The 16,678-nt window shown below is 65.0% G+C and carries 19 protein-coding genes and 3 tRNA genes; 10 read left to right on the forward strand and 12 right to left on the reverse strand.

Annotation, left to right across the window (positions count from 1 at the left end; all coding sequences use genetic code 11):
• Positions 1–6: 6 nt before the first annotated feature.
• The gene (locus B4589_RS06910; protein WP_079233576.1) at positions 7–324 is read right to left on the reverse strand and encodes a hypothetical protein; all 318 of its coding nucleotides are present in this window, start codon (positions 322–324) and stop codon (positions 7–9) included.
• An 88-nt stretch (positions 325–412) separates the two neighbouring features.
• Here B4589_RS06910 and B4589_RS06915 point away from each other — a divergent pair, with 88 nt between their 5' ends.
• From B4589_RS06915 to B4589_RS06925, 3 genes are all read left to right on the forward strand, one after another.
• Positions 413–1,372: an acetamidase/formamidase family protein gene (locus tag B4589_RS06915; RefSeq protein ID WP_079233577.1), complete on the forward strand. Its 960-nt coding sequence runs from the start codon at positions 413–415 to the stop codon at positions 1,370–1,372.
• A 159-nt stretch (positions 1,373–1,531) separates the two neighbouring features.
• The gene (locus B4589_RS06920) at positions 1,532–1,696 is read left to right on the forward strand and encodes a hypothetical protein (RefSeq protein ID WP_158081148.1); all 165 of its coding nucleotides are present in this window, start codon (positions 1,532–1,534) and stop codon (positions 1,694–1,696) included.
• A gap of 2 nt (positions 1,697–1,698) precedes the next feature.
• On the forward strand, positions 1,699–3,276 hold the full coding sequence (locus B4589_RS06925) for an acetolactate synthase large subunit (RefSeq protein WP_079233578.1): 1,578 nt from the start codon (positions 1,699–1,701) through the stop codon (positions 3,274–3,276).
• Positions 3,277–3,521: 245 nt separating this feature from the next.
• Here B4589_RS06925 and B4589_RS06930 read toward each other — a convergent pair whose 3' ends face one another.
• On the reverse strand, positions 3,522–4,052 hold the full coding sequence (locus B4589_RS06930) for a hypothetical protein (protein WP_079233579.1): 531 nt from the start codon (positions 4,050–4,052) through the stop codon (positions 3,522–3,524).
• A 560-nt stretch (positions 4,053–4,612) separates the two neighbouring features.
• Between B4589_RS06930 and B4589_RS06935 the strand changes: the two genes are divergently transcribed.
• A complete protein-coding gene (locus B4589_RS06935) occupies positions 4,613–5,281 on the forward strand; it encodes a hypothetical protein (RefSeq protein WP_079233580.1) in 669 nt (222 codons plus the stop codon).
• 44 nt (positions 5,282–5,325) lie between these two features.
• On the opposite strand, the gene B4589_RS06940 is transcribed toward B4589_RS06935, so the two are convergent.
• The 5 genes from B4589_RS06940 to B4589_RS06960 all read right to left on the reverse strand — a co-directional run bounded on the left by B4589_RS06940 (position 5,326) and on the right by B4589_RS06960 (position 8,690).
• Positions 5,326–5,877, reverse strand: a complete 552-nt coding sequence (locus tag B4589_RS06940) for a DUF4145 domain-containing protein (protein ID WP_217920488.1) — start codon at positions 5,875–5,877, stop codon at positions 5,326–5,328.
• 238 nt (positions 5,878–6,115) lie between these two features.
• Complete coding sequence (locus B4589_RS06945; RefSeq protein WP_143414284.1) at positions 6,116–6,577, reverse strand: hypothetical protein; 462 nt, start codon at positions 6,575–6,577, stop codon at positions 6,116–6,118.
• 430 nt (positions 6,578–7,007) lie between these two features.
• Positions 7,008–7,121 (reverse strand) — tRNA-Ile (locus B4589_RS06950).
• Positions 7,122–7,219: 98 nt separating this feature from the next.
• Entirely contained in the window at positions 7,220–7,990 is a 771-nt protein-coding gene (locus B4589_RS06955) for a hypothetical protein (protein ID WP_143414285.1), read from the reverse strand.
• Positions 7,991–8,617: 627 nt separating this feature from the next.
• A tRNA-Asn gene (locus tag B4589_RS06960) sits at positions 8,618–8,690 on the reverse strand.
• 101 nt (positions 8,691–8,791) lie between these two features.
• Here B4589_RS06960 and cca point away from each other — a divergent pair.
• Positions 8,792–10,204 (forward strand): CCA tRNA nucleotidyltransferase, encoded by a 1,413-nt coding sequence (gene cca, locus B4589_RS06965; RefSeq protein WP_079233583.1) that lies wholly within the window; start codon positions 8,792–8,794, stop codon positions 10,202–10,204.
• A 9-nt stretch (positions 10,205–10,213) separates the two neighbouring features.
• On the opposite strand, the gene B4589_RS06970 is transcribed toward cca, so the two are convergent.
• From B4589_RS06970 to B4589_RS06980, 3 genes are all read right to left on the reverse strand, one after another.
• Entirely contained in the window at positions 10,214–11,224 is a 1,011-nt protein-coding gene (locus B4589_RS06970) for a histone deacetylase (protein WP_079233584.1), read from the reverse strand.
• Positions 11,224–11,655 (reverse strand): histone, encoded by a 432-nt coding sequence (locus B4589_RS06975; protein ID WP_079233585.1) that lies wholly within the window; start codon positions 11,653–11,655, stop codon positions 11,224–11,226. Before B4589_RS06975 ends, B4589_RS06970 begins: the two co-directional genes overlap by 1 nt.
• Before the next feature lie 318 nt (positions 11,656–11,973).
• Positions 11,974–12,046: transfer RNA gene (locus B4589_RS06980), tRNA-Arg, on the reverse strand.
• 123 nt (positions 12,047–12,169) lie between these two features.
• On the opposite strand from B4589_RS06980, the gene B4589_RS06985 reads away from it, so the two are divergent.
• The 4 genes from B4589_RS06985 (at position 12,170) to radA (ending at position 14,990) form a co-directional block, all read left to right on the forward strand.
• Entirely contained in the window at positions 12,170–12,673 is a 504-nt protein-coding gene (locus B4589_RS06985) for a hypothetical protein (RefSeq protein ID WP_079233586.1), read from the forward strand.
• Between the two features lie 131 nt (positions 12,674–12,804).
• Positions 12,805–13,476, forward strand: a complete 672-nt coding sequence (locus B4589_RS06990) for a hypothetical protein (RefSeq protein WP_079233587.1) — start codon at positions 12,805–12,807, stop codon at positions 13,474–13,476.
• A 2-nt stretch (positions 13,477–13,478) separates the two neighbouring features.
• A complete protein-coding gene (locus B4589_RS06995) occupies positions 13,479–13,835 on the forward strand; it encodes a hypothetical protein (RefSeq protein ID WP_079233588.1) in 357 nt (118 codons plus the stop codon).
• Positions 13,836–13,958: 123 nt separating this feature from the next.
• Positions 13,959–14,990 (forward strand): DNA repair and recombination protein RadA, encoded by a 1,032-nt coding sequence (gene radA, locus B4589_RS07000; RefSeq protein ID WP_079233589.1) that lies wholly within the window; start codon positions 13,959–13,961, stop codon positions 14,988–14,990.
• Positions 14,991–15,006: 16 nt separating this feature from the next.
• On the opposite strand, the gene B4589_RS07005 is transcribed toward radA, so the two are convergent.
• Both B4589_RS07005 and B4589_RS07010 read right to left on the reverse strand, forming a co-directional pair.
• Positions 15,007–15,231, reverse strand: a complete 225-nt coding sequence (locus B4589_RS07005) for a hypothetical protein (RefSeq protein ID WP_079233590.1) — start codon at positions 15,229–15,231, stop codon at positions 15,007–15,009.
• Between the two features lie 91 nt (positions 15,232–15,322).
• On the reverse strand, positions 15,323–15,496 hold the full coding sequence (locus B4589_RS07010; RefSeq protein WP_176330500.1) for a DUF5786 family protein: 174 nt from the start codon (positions 15,494–15,496) through the stop codon (positions 15,323–15,325).
• A 125-nt stretch (positions 15,497–15,621) separates the two neighbouring features.
• Here B4589_RS07010 and B4589_RS07015 point away from each other — a divergent pair, with 125 nt between their 5' ends.
• Positions 15,622–16,638 (forward strand): DUF5784 family protein, encoded by a 1,017-nt coding sequence (locus B4589_RS07015; RefSeq protein ID WP_079233591.1) that lies wholly within the window; start codon positions 15,622–15,624, stop codon positions 16,636–16,638.
• The last annotated feature ends 40 nt before the right edge of the window (positions 16,639–16,678 follow it).

The raw sequence follows: 16,678 nt of genomic DNA on the forward strand, positions 1-16,678 counted from the left end.
CACCAGCTACTCGTCCCGTCGAACCGGGTCGAACGCCAGCCGCTCCCGGGGTTGCTCGGGGAGCCCGCGCGCCCGGAGTTCGGGACCCGCCTCGCCCTCGCGGACGTCGATCCGGCCGGTACAGAACTGCGACAGCGTGCTGACCGTCCGGTCGTCGTGGATCGTCGGGTCGATCAGCAGCACGCCGAGGCCGTCGAGCACGTCGGCGACGTGTTCGCGGGCGACGTCGAGCGACGACGCCTCGGTGACGTCGAACCCGGCCTCCCGCAGGGTCTCGGCGGTCCGCCGCCGAGCGGCCGCGTCCGCGTCCACACAGAGCAGCATACACTCCAGTTCTCGACCAGGGTTAGGAAACTGACGGCCGCCTCCGGGAGGAGTCGGATTTATGCTCGTACTCGCGTACTGTGATCACATGGCCCACGAGTACACCGTCGACCACGAGCTGAGCGACGACGACGAGAACGTTCACCACGTCTGGGACAACAGCATCGAGCCGGCGCTCACGGTCGAGCCCGGCGAAGTCGTGCGTTTCGAGTGCCGCGACGCGTTCGACGAACAGTTCGGCGCCGACGCCGACCTCGCGGACTTCCTGAACGCGAGTTTCGACCCGGTCCACCCCGTCACGGGGCCGGTGTACGTCGAAGGCGCAGAACCGGGCGACGTGCTCGAGGTCGAGTTCCTGAACTTCGAGCATAAGGGGTGGGGGTACACCGGCTTCTTCGAGGGGGAGCGCGGGTTCGGCCTCCTCCCCGAGGAGTTCGAGGAGGGCGGGTTCCACGTCTGGGATCTCGAGGACGGCGTCGCGGAGTTCGTGAACGGGATCGAAGTCCCCATCGACTGCTTCCCCGGAATCGCCGGGCTGGCGCCGGGCGAGGACGGCGAACACGGGACGCTCCCGCCGCGGGACACCGGCGGCAACATGGACGTGAAGCACATGACCGAAGGATCGACCGTCTACTTCCCCGTCGAGGCCGAGGGCGGGCTGTTCTCGACCGCGGACTGTCACGCCGCACAGGGCGACGGCGAGGTCTGCGTGACGGGGATCGAGGCGCCGATGTTCGTCACCGCCCGCTTCGACGTCCGGACGGACAAGGACATCGAGCAGCCGCAGTTCGAGAGCGACCATCCCTACACGCCGACGGGGCGCGACGAGCCGATGTACGCGACGACGGGCATCGCGCCGGACCTCATGGACGCGACGAAGAAGGCGGTCCGGCACATGATCGACCACCTCCACGAGGAACGCGGTCTCACCCGGGCGGAGGCGTACATCCTCTGCTCGGCGGCGGTCGACCTGAAGATCAGCGAGGTCGTCGATCAGCCCAACTGGACGGTGACCGCGTACGTCGCGGAGTCGCTGTTCCCGGAGTAGCCACGACCGGAACCGGTCAGGCAGCGTTCTCGCTCCGGCAGCGGGGAGGTCGTCGACGACGCCGGCGCCGTCCTGGGGATCGTGCGCTAGACCACGGAGCACAGCCAACGACACGGGTGTGGCGCACCATTATGCGGTGGTAGGTACAACACACGTCACATGGAGGCGCAGAACCCAGCGACTGGCGAACGAGTCAAGTCGTCCGAGGAGCACTCCCCTGCGGCGGTCGACGCCGGCTCGACCGCCGTCGCCGGCGGCGAACCGCTCGACCGGGAGGGGGCGTTCTCCCCGCCGACCGTGCTCACTGACGTCCCGGTGGAGTGACCATGAACGCCGCCGACCTCCTCGTCCGGTGTCTCGAAACCGAGGGCGTCGAGTACGTCTTCGGCCTCCCGGGCGAGGAACTCGAGGATCTGCTGTTCGCGCTCCGGGATTCGACGGTCCAGTTCATCCCCGTCCGTCACGAGCAGGGTGCGGCGTTCATGGCCGACGTGCACGGTCGGCTGACCGGCGAGGCCGGCGTCTGTCTGGCCACGCTCGGCCCGGGGGCGACGAACCTGCTCACGGGCGTCGCCGACGCCCATCTGGACAAGTCACCACTGGTCGCGATCACGGGCCAAGGGAGCCGTGAACGGCTGCACAAGGAGAGTCATCAGGCGCTCGATATCGTTCACACCTTCGAGCCGGTCGTGAAGTGGAACACCCAGATCACGGACACCCAGAGCATCACCGAGTCCGTCCGCAAGGCGTTCAAGCTCGCCGAGTACGAGAAGCCCGGCGCGACCCACCTCGAGTTCCCCGAGGACGTCGCCGCCGAACAGGTGGACGGCGAGCCGCTCCCCCAGCGCGAGCGCGTGCGGCGGCCGGACCCGGACGCGGGATCGCTCACCCGTGCGGCCGATCTCGTCGCGGCGGCCGAGCGACCGGTCGTCCTCGCGGGCAACGGCGCCGTGCGAACGCCGGCGGCGGCGCGACTCGCGGAGCTCGTCGAGCACGCCGGTATCCCAGTCGTCGCCACGTACATGGGCAAGGGCGCGGTGTCGGATCGGAGCGAGCGGTCGCTGATGACGCTCGACTCCGGCCCGAACGGCGAGGCGTCGACGGCGATCGAGCGGGCCGACTGCGTGGTCGCCGTCGGCTACGACATCGCCGAACACGACCCGCGCTCGTGGAACCCCGACCTCGACAAATCCATCGTCCACGTCGACCACGAGCCTGCGGAGGTGTACACCCACTACAACCCGGACGTGGAACTGGTCGCCGACATCTCGGCCGTCCTCCGCGATCTGCGGGGCCGACTCGACCAGCGGGACGAGCGGTCGTGGTGGCACGACCTCCGCGAGCGGATCGTCGACGACGTGCGCCGAAAACCCGAGGCCGACGAACCGTTCTCGGTGAAAGGGACGCTCCCGTACCTCCGGGAAGTGATGGCGGACGCGGACGTGCTGATCTCCGACGTCGGGAGTCACAAGATGGCGATCGCCCAGCAGTTCCCGGTGTACGAGCCGAACACGTGCATCGTCTCGAACGGGCTCGCGAGCATGGGGATCGCCGTCCCCGGCGGGATCGCGGCCGATCTCGCGATCGAATCGAACGTGGTGGTCGCGACCGGCGACGGCGGGTTCCTGATGAACGCCGCGGAGATCGAGACGGCGACGCGGCTGGGGCTCGGCTACACCATCGTCGTGTTCAACGACGACGACTACGGGCTGATCTCGGAGAAACAGCTCGAAAACACCGGTGACCAGTTCGGAACCGAACTCACCAACCCGGATCTCGAACTGTTCGCCGAGAGCTTCGGGATCGAGAGCGACCGGCCGGAGACGTGGGCGGAAGTCGAGACGGCGCTCGACGAGGCCGTCCCCTCGAACGAGATGTCGCTGATCGAGATCCCGATCCCGTAGATCGAGGGTCCACGGTTCCGACGACCATGCCACGACCCGAATTCATCTGCCACGCGTGCGCTACCGCGTTCGAAGCCACGGTCGCGAACGAGTGGGGACTCTACGAGTTCCACCGCTGTCCGCGCTGTGGGAGTGCCAGAACGACGCTCGCGCGGCCGGTCGACGCAGCGAGCCGGTCGGGCGGGTGACCAGTCCACGAACTCGGCTGCCCAACAGGTCGATCGCGGCGAACCCGGCTCGACCGTTCACCGTGGCGTCCGCTCCTCGATCGAGACGAGGATCTCGTCCAGCGCCTGGATCAGGTCGCGCTCCCCCGGGTCGTCGGCCCACGTCCGCCCGTACGTCGACGTCCGGTTCTCGAACGTCACGCCGACCAACAGCTGTGGATCCGGCTCGCTGTCGCCGATACCCTCGTTCTCGAACGTCTCGGCGAACGCGTCGCTCTCCTCCCAGTCGATCCACGTCGGCTCGGCGGCGCCACCCAGCAGCGCGATCGAGCGGTCGTCGGTCAACCAGTTGGCGGCCTGCTCCGGGCCGACTTCGGTGTCGCCGGGGAGCAACACGAGTTCGGCGAGGTCGGGTTTCCGGACGGTCGGTATCTCCTCGTGGAGCGTGAGGTCGACGGCGTCGGCGACGTAGGTGGGCGTCCGGTGGAGTTCGTCGAAGACGAGCTGCTCGGCGGTGCTGCCGGTGACCGGGAGGGTCGAACAGCCGGCGACGGCGGTCGTGAGTGTGGCAGCGAGGAGGCGTCGGCGGTGGAGGGAGTTCGGTGGCACGGGTGGAAGGTTTGGGTCGGGAGGATAAAGGGGTCACTCAAGGACAAAGCGGCGTTTGAGCGTGGGAGTCGTTCACGCGCTGGGTTCGATTGGTCCCTGGCGGATTTGAACCAAAAGAATTGGCTTCCCTCGGGCGATTATGGGGGATTCCACGATTCACGTCTCGGCGTTCTGTGAAACCGTGGGTAAGGTTTCACCTAAGTAATGAAGGACCAGTTGTTCCCACTGACCTACCAATTTGGTAGAATTGACTTGTTCCGGAACAAGGGCTCCTTTGGCCACCAATGCCCCCGAATTTGGCCATCCTAAAATTGAGTATCAACTTCTCGAAGCACGAAAGTCTTAAATAGTATAGGCGGCTTTCGTGCAACTAGAGGGTTAGTAACGATATACCATGACACACGGAAAAGGTCGGATCGGTTCGAACCTGTCCCACCAGGTTCGGGCGGTCCCTCTTCGCAGCAAGCACTACACTTGTGACGACAGTGAGGTGCTAATTCCGGCGACTCATAAATCTTACTGCGGAGAGGCGAAGCAACCCTTCGTCACTTCAACGAGATTTGACACTCAGAAACCTCATTGACGATCTGCGGCATCGACACGACAATCACCCCAGCCTTGAAGACCAAGTCAAGGCTGTCTGTGCCCATTACTGGGTCGGAACTCAACCCGACGATCCGAACCTCTCCAAGTCGGAGCTAGAGGACACGCTGGAGGAGATGGGCCTAGAGCTTGACCACAACACCAGCACCGTGGTCAGCAACCTCAACGACGCCGAGATCCTCGACGGCGAAACCGACCCCAGCAACCCAGACTGGTGGGTCATCCGGGAACGTGACGGCGAATTCCCAATGGGCGACGACATGCCGCCCGCAGTTCACGAGGAGATCAACCGGGCGAAGAGTCACGTCCAGAGCATGGACCCACGGACGGCGGACGGTGGTCAACCTGTCTCTCAGACCGAGGAACCCGAGAAGTTCAACGAGGACGGGGAGACACTCCGAGAGGAAGTCGCAGACCACATCGGAACAGAGTCCGATGAGCTTGAGACCTACCTCGATATCGGGATTCCCCGAAGCCGGAGAGAGAAGCTCAACGAGGTGGTAGAAGCAATCGAGGAGTCGGATGAGTTCGAGATGCCCGATACCTTCGGCAAAATCGAACTGATTCCGGACCCGGTGCGGTATCACTTCACCTCCGCAACAGTCCGGGACTACAATCTGGGCTAGCGACTTAGCCCAGTTCCGGACTAATTGCCGGTATACAGAGGGCGTCAGCTACTATTCACTGCCCTGTTTTCGATCCCCTTCATCTGGTCTTCCGAGATATTCTCGTACTCTTGTTGAATCAGTCGCTCCCGTGAGATCGTGAGTTCAACAATCGCATTGACAAGATCGAAGAGCCTCAGCGCCGTTTCGCGGCTGTCTTCATCATCCATCTCTCCGGGATGGACGAACTCATTCCCAGTAACACGAACCGAGTCCAGTGCCTGCTGTACTCGTTGGTCAATTTGACCCTCTTCGACAAGATCACCAATCATGTTGTGCAGTGTTCGATCATTTGTACCAGTTAGATCACGTGCCAACTTCTCCATGGCGAGTCGAAGAAGTGCCGCCGCCGCCCGTGGTGATTCATTGACCACCTTCCGAGCCTCCTCAAAGTCCTGCTTCACTTCTTCGGGCATATCCTCTGTAGGGAGCGGGGCGGGGCTATCTTCCGGGTAGACCATCTCGTCCCCTACCCATAACGTGTATTCCTCACAATGTGCACACTTGCCGCTTCGTCCATCAAGGATTGGCTGACGGCCGGGGCCCTCAAACCGCACAATATCTGACCAAGATTGATCGGAATAAACCTCGCAGTGAGGGCAATGATAAGCACTGGCATCGACTGCTGGAGGAATGTGGTCTGGCATATTTACTGCCATTATCTACGAGAACGTGAGATTTCCGGACGGAAAGATGGATAGCGCCGAAATCGTGGAACTATCGGCAATATCTGCTTTAACCCGACTCGATTTCTGTCGGAGTATAACGTTGGTGGGAGTGCCGAAGATTTGGCACTTAAAGAAGGCCGGGATCATCGTTGTCCCAGATATATCCGGGACCGAAGCCTTCGGAGGATTCCGTTGCCTCAAATTGCTGCCCACAGCTCTTACAGATGATGACGGGAGTTCCGTTTCCTCGATTTCCACCGAAGCCGCCGAAACTCGCTCCGGTAGATTTCTGGATTACTGCCGTCTCCTTGTAATCTGGGTCACAGTCACACAACTCACTCTCATTTTCGGCTTGCTGAAGTTCTGGTTCTTCCTCCGTCCCTTCATCGATGGCGTATGAAGGGGATGTGTCTCGTTCCGATACGGGTGGGGAAACCCCGGACACTTTGGTCAGCGATTGCTCCTCAAAGTGGTTTTCTGCTTCCTGTTCGGTCCAACCATGAACCTTGATGAGATGATGCCGTACTTCCTTCTCAGTGCCCTGTTCTAAGCACTCTGGACAGGGTTTCTTCCCTCCGAGATCATCCATGTGGTGAGTAGGCACTTCACACTGATAAATGGTCTCACGTAAACGGTGCCAAAATCTCCCACCAAAATGGGTTAGCAGCACCCAGCCAGAAAGATTGTATTCGCCCCCGGTTCAAGCGGGCGAAGGGGATCAAGTAAGAGGAGCAGAATGAGCGACAGCGTCAGTATATATCTGAGCGATTCGAGAGTCTGGCCAAATTGGTTAGGAGCCTCTCCGATTTTTCTTCGGAAAACAATCTTCCTCGTCAGTCTCATGTAGAGGGCTTCTACCGTACCATTCTGGAAGAATTACGTCCCTTGAGACCGTTTCAACTATTGCAGAAGGCCAGACGTGGCAGGGTGCTCCCAGTGACTGGTTGAACTTGCACGACTTACGCCCGAATCGCAGGACTGCGCTGGTGGTGTCGGTCATTGACCAACCAGCAAGTGGATGGGCCCTGGCGGATTTGAACCACCGATCACCCGGTGTCCCACAGTCCTGACATAGTGTCAGTTTTATGACTGGTATGAGCCGGGGGCTGTAAACCTGACTGAGCTAAGGGCCCTCTATCGAAGAGTGAGTGGGCGAATGGCTTGAGGATATCGGTTCCGTCGATTCAGCACCACTTCCGTGAGCAACACGCTGGACCACCATCTACTCAGTTCACGATTCCGCAATCACCCCACGTTCTCGGAGCGCCGTCACCATCTCGGCTGGCGTCTCAACGACGACCACGTCAGCGTCGATGCTATCGAGATGGGCCAACTTTTCCGCGAAGCTCTGCTCGTTCGGCCGCGAGCCTGCGATGTAGCCGTCGACCTCAACCCAAAGCCCGCACTCGGGTAGGTGGAAATCGGCGACCCAGTTCGTCCCGGGGATCGGCGGATGGGCGACGTACTCCACGCCATGCTCGACCAACACGACGGCGACCGCTTGTTCGAGATAGCTATCGAGGTGTTCCCCCTTCGGTCCGTCACAAGTCGTGCCGTGTTTCTCCCCCATCTCGATCCCGGCTGCCGCGCACGCATCCGCCCACGACCCGAAGTGCTCCTTCACGACGCTTGTTGGGTACCTCCCGAGAACGTCGTACTGGCGATGGGTGAGGTGTGGCGTGTCGACGAGCATGAACGCACCGCGCAGGTCACGTTTCATTCGGGGCGATTCGTCGCTCCCATATCCCCGCACCTGCGTTCGGTCGAGGCCGGCGTCAGCGAGAACGCCGAGCCAGCCACCCTCCGCATATCGATAGATCGTTGCAAGACTGGGAAACCGATCGTCGTCAACGGCTTCGCTCGTCGTCGGTGATCGGCCGAGCTCCGCGCCGAGTTGTCGTGCCGCGTCGACGAGTCGATCGTGGTTCCATTCTGGCCGATTCGGCGTGTGTTGATTCCCGTAGAACGACATTTCGAGGTGCCTCCAGCCCTGCTGGGGCACCACAAAACTGGCGTCGCGTCGACAGAATTCGGAGGTGGCGTCGAAACAACACCGAGTTCGGAAAATCCATCTGGAGTAGCTGAACCGCCCGATATCGTCGAATCATGAACCAGTTTTTCGTCCGCAAGTAGTCCCTGTTCAGGGAGGACAAACCGATTCTGGAAAATCTGGTGACTCGGCGTACATATGTGCGACCGTCGTCGCCGTCGACGTTGCGATGATGGCAGCGCCTCCCTGCGGTTTTCCGAATCACGGATGTGGACGGACTCGCCGGATTTCGGAATATGGAATCGCACGACGAAAACCGATTATGAACACTAAGAAGGGGTGATTTCGCGATGGTTGGTGCCGATCGTGATTTCGGTATCGGTCAAGCAGGTGCGTTAGTAGTGTGTATTCGGGCCATTCGGCCTGAGAGGTGGGTTCCTCATAATCGGATTTCTGCGTCGTAGCTGGGTGTACTTGCGGGGAGTCAGGCCGATTATGATGGCGAAAACCGACCTCCTAAGTTTCATAATCGGTTCGCGTCAGTCGATTTTCCGCCAATGGGACGATAGATGCAGGCCTGTGTACCGACAGATCGAACGAGAAGCCATCCGCTCGCAACGTTGCGTCCGAAAGAAGCGACGCCGTCGCCAGGGCTCGAACCTGGGACAACCACGTTAACAGCGTGGTGCTCTACCAGCTGAGCTACGACGGCTCATTCCCACGTACCGCGGTTTCCTTCATATGGGTTTCGTTTCCCCGCCGCTGGAGGGGCCGACCGACACGGTTTCCTCGGCCCCGGGGGAACCCGGAGGCATGACCGACGACGCCCTCGACGCCGTGCTCGAGCGCGTGAGCGAGCGCGTCACGCCCGGCACCGACGAGCGCGAGCGCCTCCGTGCCGTCACCGACGAACTGACAGCACGCGCCGAGGACGCTATCGACGGGCTGCCCGTCGACGCCGACGTGACGCAGGTGGGCTCCAGCGCCCGCTCGACGTGGCTCGCCGGCGACCGCGACATCGACCTGTTCGTCCGGTTCCCCACCTCGCTCGACCGCGAGGAACTGGAGCGCTACGGGCTGGACGTGGGCCACGCCGTCCTCCCCGACGGCCACGAGGAGTACGCCGAGCACCCCTACGTCAAGGGGGAGTACGAGGGGTTCGACGTGGATCTGGTGCCGTGTTACGCCGTCGACGCGGCGACCGAGATCCGCTCGGCGGTCGACCGCACGCCGTTCCACGACGCCTACCTGCAAGCCAGATACACCCCCGAACTCGCCGCGGGCGCCCGCCTCCTCAAGCGGTTCATGAAGGGCGTCGGCGTGTACGGCAGCGACCTCCGGACCGAGGGGTTCTCGGGCTACCTCGTCGAACTGCTGATCCTCGAACACGGCGGGTTCGTGCCGCTGATCGAGGCCGCCGCCGAGTGGCACCCGCCGGTGCGGTTCGATCCCCGCGGTGATGGCGGACCAGCGGAAGTCCCACCCGACGTGGCCGAGGCGGCCGCGTTCGACGACCCGCTCGTCGTGATCGATCCCACTGACCCCGACCGGAACGTCGCTGCCGTGCTCTCGGCGGCGAATCTGGCCCGCTTCCAGCATTATTGTCGAGCGCTGCTCGACGACCCCCGGGAGTCGCTGTTCTACCCCGAGTCCGCCGACCCGATCGACGACGGCGGAGTTCGCGAGCATCTCGCCCGCCGGGGGAGCCACGCGGTGGCGGTCGTCTTCGAGACGCCCGACGTGGTCGAGGACCAGCTCTACCCCCAGCTCCGACGCTCGCTCGGCGGCGTCACCGACGAGCTCGACCGCCGCGGGTTCGACACCCTTCGGGCGACGACGTTCGCGGGCGGCGTCGGCGCGGACGCGTCGGGTCGGTCGGTGCTGTTCGTCGAAACCGCCGTCGCCGAACTCCCCGCCGTCGAGCGTCACGAGGGGCCACCCGTCCACGTCGGCGAGCACGCTGCGTCGTTCTACGACGCGTACGCCGACGACGAGACCGTGTACGGCCCGTTCGTCGACGGCGACCGCTACGTGGTCGAGCGCGAACGCGACTACCGGACGCCCGAGGCGCTGCTGCGGAGCGACACGCTGTTCGACGTTGCGCTCGGCGCCCACGTCGAGTCGGCGCTCCAGGAGGAGTACGAGGTGCTCGTCGGCGACGGGACGGCAGCGCTCGCGGAGGAGTTCGGCGAGGAACTCCGGGCGTACTTCGAGCCCGAGGTCTGAGCCCCTCGCTTAGAGGTCGTGGATCTCGCGGATCTCCTCGACGAGATCGACGACCTCCTCGGCCGGATCGTCGTCCTCGGGGATCGGGTCGCGGCCGTCGAACGTCTCGTGGACGACGCCGACGCTCTCCGAGAGCGTGTCGAGGCCGTACCCACCCTCCAGGACGAACGCCAGCGCGGCGTCGACGTCGTCGGTCAGTGTCCGGACCGCGTCGGTAAACTGGGCGTACCCCTCGGTGGAGACGCGCATCCGGGAGATCGGGTCGTGGCGGTGGGCGTCGAAGCCGGCGGAGACCAGCACCAGATCGGGGTCGAACCGCTCGATCGCGGGCGCGATCGCCTCGTCGAACACGTAGTGGTACTCCGCGTCGCCACAGCCCGCGGAGAGGGGGGCGTTCAGCGTCGTCCCCTCGCCGGCGCCGTCGCCGGTCTCCTCGATCGCGCCGGTGCCGGGGTAGAGCCCCTCCTCGTGGGTCGAGGCGTAGAACACGTCCGGATCGTCGGCGCAGATCTCCTGGGTACCGTTGCCGTGGTGGACGTCCCAGTCCCAGATCGCCACGCGCTCGACGTCGGTGTCGGGGTCGTCGATGACGGTCCGGGCGGCGACAGCGGCGTTGTTGAAGAAGCAAAAGCCCATCGCGTCGTCGGACTCGGCGTGGTGGCCCGGCGGCCGGCCGAGCGCGAAGGGGGTGTCCCGGCCGTCGGCACCCTCGACGGCCGCCCGGGCCGCCCAGATCGCCAGGCCCGCAGATTTCCGGGCCACGTCGTAGGTGTCCTCGCCGGCGACGGTGTCGGGGTCCCACTCGCCACCACCGTCCTCGCAAAACTCTCGGACGGCGTCGACGTGCTCGCGGTCGTGGGCGCGAGCGATGTCGTCCGGGTCGGCGGCGGGCGCGTCGACGTACTCGACACAGTGGCGGTCCTTCAGCGCCTCCCGGATCGCCCGCATTCGGTCGGGCGACTCGGGGTGTCGGGGGCCGGTATCGTGATCGAGACAGCGCTCCGAGTAGCCGAACTGCATTACTCGAACAGGGAGAAGTACGTCTCGATGTCCTCGGCCTGTACGGTCCGACGGTCGGCGTGGCGGGCGAGCTTCGCGGCGGCGCGGGCGACGTTGTCGGCGTAGTCCTCCAGGATGTCCGCCAGCGCGATCCGGGCCTCCATCGACACCCGGTAGCGGTCGTCGATCCGCAGGCGGGCGATCCGGTCGACGGGCGCGACGGGCAGGTCGACGGCCTCGCGTTCGATCACCTGCTCGACGCCGAAGTCCTCGGCCATGAGGGTCTTCCGGCCGTCCTCGGTCGCTCGTTCCGCGGCCTCGATAGCGAGTTCGGCGCCGCGGTCCTGGATGTGCGCCGCCAGCCTCTCGGCCGCGTCGGCGCTCACCCGGAGCCCGTCCGCGTTACGCCGGATGATGGCGTCAACGGGGGCGAACGGCAGCTCGACGGTCATACCGACACCCCGGGCGTGGCGCGTAAAACGCTTCCCCTCCGTTCTGAGGGCGTGAGGGTGGCTGAGAACTCGTCGCTACGGTTCGGTCGGGATCCGCGTGAGCAGCGGCGCGGCTGAGCGAAGTGAGGACGTCGAGACAGAGAACGCGAGAGACTCGCTTCGCTCGTCTCTCTGGCTCAAATCTCCGCGACAGCCGTTTCGCCTCACGGACTCCTCGCTGTCGCCCGTCGTCGTAGTTCGGCGAAAACGTCCGGACGGAGTCCACGCGAGCGAAGCGAGCGTGGGCACGTCCGGTCGTGACTGAACGAAGTGAAGGAACGTCCGGACGGAGATTTGAACTCCGGTCCCTGGCTCCGCAAGCCAAGAGGATAGTCCACTACCCTATCCGGACTCATCTCCACAAACACCCGACTCGCATAAGTCGGTTCCGGTTCCCGGGCGGCGTGGGGCGGAGGAACAAAGGATATTTTGTCCGTCCCACGCCCTTATGCAACTAGCCACCGTTTGGGCGAGTATGGACCGCAGAACGTTCCTCGCTGGCGCCGCCGGGGCGTTCAGCATGCTCGCCGGTTGTGTCGGCACCGCACCGGAGACGCCCGACGACGGGCCCGCGACGACCGAGACGGATACGCCGACCGAGACGGATACGCCGACGCCGGCGTCGCCGTCGATCGTCTCCCAGTCGCTCGAACAGCGGGGGGACTGCGACTCGTCCGGGAGCGCCAGCATCACTACCGACACGACGACCGTCACGGTCGAGGGCTGTATCGCCGGCCGGAACGGCTGCATGTACCCGGCGCTGGCGTCGGCGAGCTACGACGCCGACGCGGACGAGCTCTCGGTCCGCGTGACGACCGAGGACACCTCCGACCCGGACGAAGCCTGTACCCAAGCGATCGTCCACCGCGGCTACCGCGTCACCGTCGAGTTCGACGGCGCCCTGCCGGGGTCGACGACGGTCGTCCACGCCGGGATGAACGGCGAGCAGCAGGTCGCCCAGTCCGAGACCGGGGAGTAACCGATCGCGGCGAGCGAGCGACAGCGCCCGACGGGGCGCTGTGAGGAGCCTATGCCGCGATCGTGTGTGACCGACCGCGTCGTGAGCCGCGGCGACCGCAGGACTAAACGCCGGGGCCTCGAACGCCCGGTATGGGCATCTTCGACTCGATCAAGTCCGTGCTGGGCACCCGGGCGGAGGCCGACGCCGCGAGCGCGGCCGACCCCGAGGCGCTGTTCGGCATGAGCACCGCCTACGTCACGATGGAGGCCGAACTCGGCTACGAGTCCGCCGGCGCGGCCGCGCTCTGTTTCTCCGAGGTCGACAGCACCGCGTTCGCCGACGCCGTCGACGAGGTCGAGGCGATCCTGCGGGCGGGCGAGGCGGAGACCGGCACCGCGTTCCGCCGGAGCAAGGACGACCACGGCTACCACTGGGTGATCCTCGAGGACGACGACCCGGAGGACCTGGTGACGAGCGTCCACTTCGCGGCCGACGAGTTCGCCGAACAGGGGTTCGGCTCCCGCCTGCTCGCGGCCGTGTTCGGCTTCGAGAAAGCCGACAGCGAGGCCGCCGAATCCGGCGGCACGCCGGGTGACCGGGGCGCGAGCGCCAGCCGCGCCAGCACCGACCGCGCCTACTGGATCTACTCGTTCCGCCGCGGCGCGTACTACCCGTTCTGTCCCAACGGCGACCACGACCGCAACACGAAGGCGGAGTTCAAACTCCGCTCGGTGCTGGAGGGCGAACTCGACGTCGAGGACGACGAATCCCGCTGGTACGCGCTCTGGCCCGACGCCGCCGGCGGCCACCCTTGGGAGTGAGGATGGCCGACGAGCCCGTCGTCTACGATCACTTCCAACTGACCGACGGCGAGGACGCCGGCTGCCTCTTTCGCGTCGTCGGGGTCGATACCGGCGACGATCGGGTGACGCTGCTCCGAGTCACCGACGCCGACGGGAACCGAGAGGCGACGGGCGACCTGCGCCACGTCAGCCACGACCGACTCGACCGCGCGTTCACACCCGCGGACAACCCCGACCCGCGCTTCGAGTCAGCGGACTACGTCGCCGGCCTGCTGCTCCTCGGCGGCGTCGCGCTCGCGGTCCACCCGGCCGGCGACCGAGTCGCGGGGGCGATCTTGGCGGTCGGCGGCGGCTACCTGCTCTGGCGGCGTCACTGACGCCCGCGTCATCCGGTTTCAACCTTCGTTCACAACAGGACACTCCCTCCTCACTGGCCTCCAGTTTCACTTCCACTTCGGTGTTAACGAGGGTTTATCCCGGGTGACGCACAACGGAGGAGTATGGCAGAAGACGACCTCGAAAGCCTGCCCGGCGTCGGCCCCGCAACCGCAGACAAGCTCACCGACGCTGGCTTCGACAGCTATCAGAGCATCGCCGTCGCGAGCCCCGGTGAGCTCTCCAACTCCGCGGACGTGGGCGACTCCACGGCCGCCGACGTGATCAACGCCGCCCGGGAGGCCGCCGACGTCGGCGGCTTCGAGACGGGCGCGGCCGTGCTCGAGCGCCGCGAACGCATCGGGAAGCTCTCCTGGCAGATCGACGAGGTGGACGAGCTGCTCGGCGGCGGGATCGAGACCCAGTCGATCACCGAGGTGTACGGGGAGTTCGGCTCCGGGAAGTCCCAGGTCACCCACCAGATGTCCGTCAACGTCCAGCTCTCCAAGGAGAACGGCGGGCTCGACGGCGGCGCCATCTTCATCGACACCGAGGACACGTTCCGCCCCGAGCGGATCGACGACATGATCCGGGGGCTCGACGACGAGATCATCGCCGACGAGCTCGAGCGCCGCGAGATCGAGGGCGAGCCCGGCGACGAGGAGACGATGGAGCAGCTGCTCGAGTCGTTCCTCGACAACATCCACGTCGCGAAGGCGTTCAACGCCAACCACCAGATGCTGCTGGCGGAGAAGGCACTCGAACTCACGAAGGAGCACCAGGAGGACGACTGGCCGGTGCGCCTGCTCTGTGTCGACTCGCTGACCGCCCACTTCCGTGCGGAGTACGTCGGCCGTGGCGAGCTGGCCGAGCGCCAGCAGAAGCTCAACAAACACCTCCACGAGCTCGACAAGGTCGGCAACCTCCACAACGTCGCCGTCCTCGTCACCAACCAGGTCGCCTCCAACCCCGACTCCTACTTCGGCGACCCGACCCAGCCCATCGGCGGGAACATCCTGGGCCACAAGTCCACGTTCCGCATGTACCTCCGCAAATCCAAGGGTGACAAGCGGATCGTCCGCCTGGTCGACGCGCCCAACCTCGCCGACGGCGAGGCCGTCATGCGCGTCCAGGACGGCGGTCTGAAACCCGAGTAACCCTCTTTTCGCGGTTCTACTCGTCCGTCCGGGACGGCAGCGCGTCGACGTCCGCCGCCGTCGCGTCCCGGTCGTCGGGTAGCTGTTCGATGCAGTCGAAACAGAGGAAGAACTCCTCCCCAGCAGCGAGTTCGAGATCCATCCCCTGGGTCGGTCCGTCGTTGTTGAACGACCAGAAGTCGCCGATGCCGCCGCCGATGCGGACCCGTCGGTCACAGCCGTCACAGCGCTGGGTAGCCATCGACGCCGCTTCGGGACCAAGGCGGTTAGGCTCTCCGGCGTCGACAGCGCTACCGCTACGCGATCAGGCTGCCGGGGAGGAAGAGTTCGGGTCAGTCGTCTTTGATTTTCTCGAACTGGTCAAGCAGCGCCTCGGCGGAGTCGCCCGAGTCGTAGCTGACGGTCCCGGTGAACTCCTCCTCGCCCTCCTCGAAGTCGGCGTCGGCCTGGGAGGTCAGTCGCTCGCGGCGTTCGTGTTCTCCCTCATCATAGGCACCAAATGACATGGTAACTAGTCACTTTGTGGCTGTCTTGCATATACGTATCGGTTAGTTTCAAGGTCGGCCGCCGTGGGGACCGGATACTGCCGACGCCTCGAAACGTGTAAACCGCCGCGTCGCCGAGGAAACGTGTGGCAAAGCCGCTTCGGTTCCGATACGCCCCCGGTTCGTGGTCCGAGGCGCGCGTTCGTAACGAGCTCCTACAGGCGCTTCAGGCCAACATCGGGGCGGAGATGACCGACCCGTGGTATCGGCCGCCGGAGGGGATCGACGCCGTCAGGTTCGAGATGGACAACGGCGACATCGCGCTGTTCTGCTGGGACGACGACACCGGCTACTGGCTGGGCAACACAGAGACCCCCTCCACGCTCTGGCGCACGGACAAACGGGGGTTCGAGGAGGTACCCTACCCGATCCGGCGCTGGGCCGAGCGGGAGCTGCTCGCTCAGCTGACCGAGGAATCGCCATGGCTCGAGGAGTACCCCCACGTCTCCTGGTTCTTCCTCCCCGTGTTCCTCTCGAAGGACGGTCGGGAGACCACCCGAGAGTTCTTCCGCGACCACGCCGCCGGCTTTCCCGACGCCGACCGCGACGAGGCGCTGGCGTTCTACGAGGAGCTGCTGTCCTCGGGCGCGCTCGACGAGTACCGCGAGACGATGGCCGGGAAGCTCGGCACCTCCGAGACGATGGATCTCACCCGGATGTCCGCGACGATGGGGGAGTTCAACGCCGCCGCCCTCCTGCTCCGGGCGGGGTACGACGTGACGCCGGAGGCGGCGGTGACGACCGGCCACTCGATCGACTACCGCGCCAGCCGCGACGACGACGACGAGGCCAGCCTGGTCGAAGTGACCCGGCCGCTCCCGCCGAAACACCGATCCGCGGGGTCGCCGATCACCGCGATCCGCGAGACCGCGGAGACGAAATCCACCGGACAACTGGAGGAGCACGGCGGCGGCGTCACGCTGTTCGTCGACTGCACCTCGTTCCCCGACGACGACTGGCTGGCCATCGCGGGCGAGCAGCCAGACGTCCGCCACCGCCCGGCGGTCGTGTTCCGCATGCGCCCTTCGGGGCAGGCCGAGGCCTACCGGAAGGGCGGGCTCCCGCTCGACCTCGGCGACGCCGTCGAGTGGGTCGACGAGTAACACCGCAAGCGGTTTCTCCCGCGGCCGACAGGTTCGGGGC

The organism is Halolamina sp. CBA1230, assembly GCF_002025255.2.
Classification (GTDB): Archaea; Halobacteriota; Halobacteria; order Halobacteriales; family Haloferacaceae; genus Halolamina.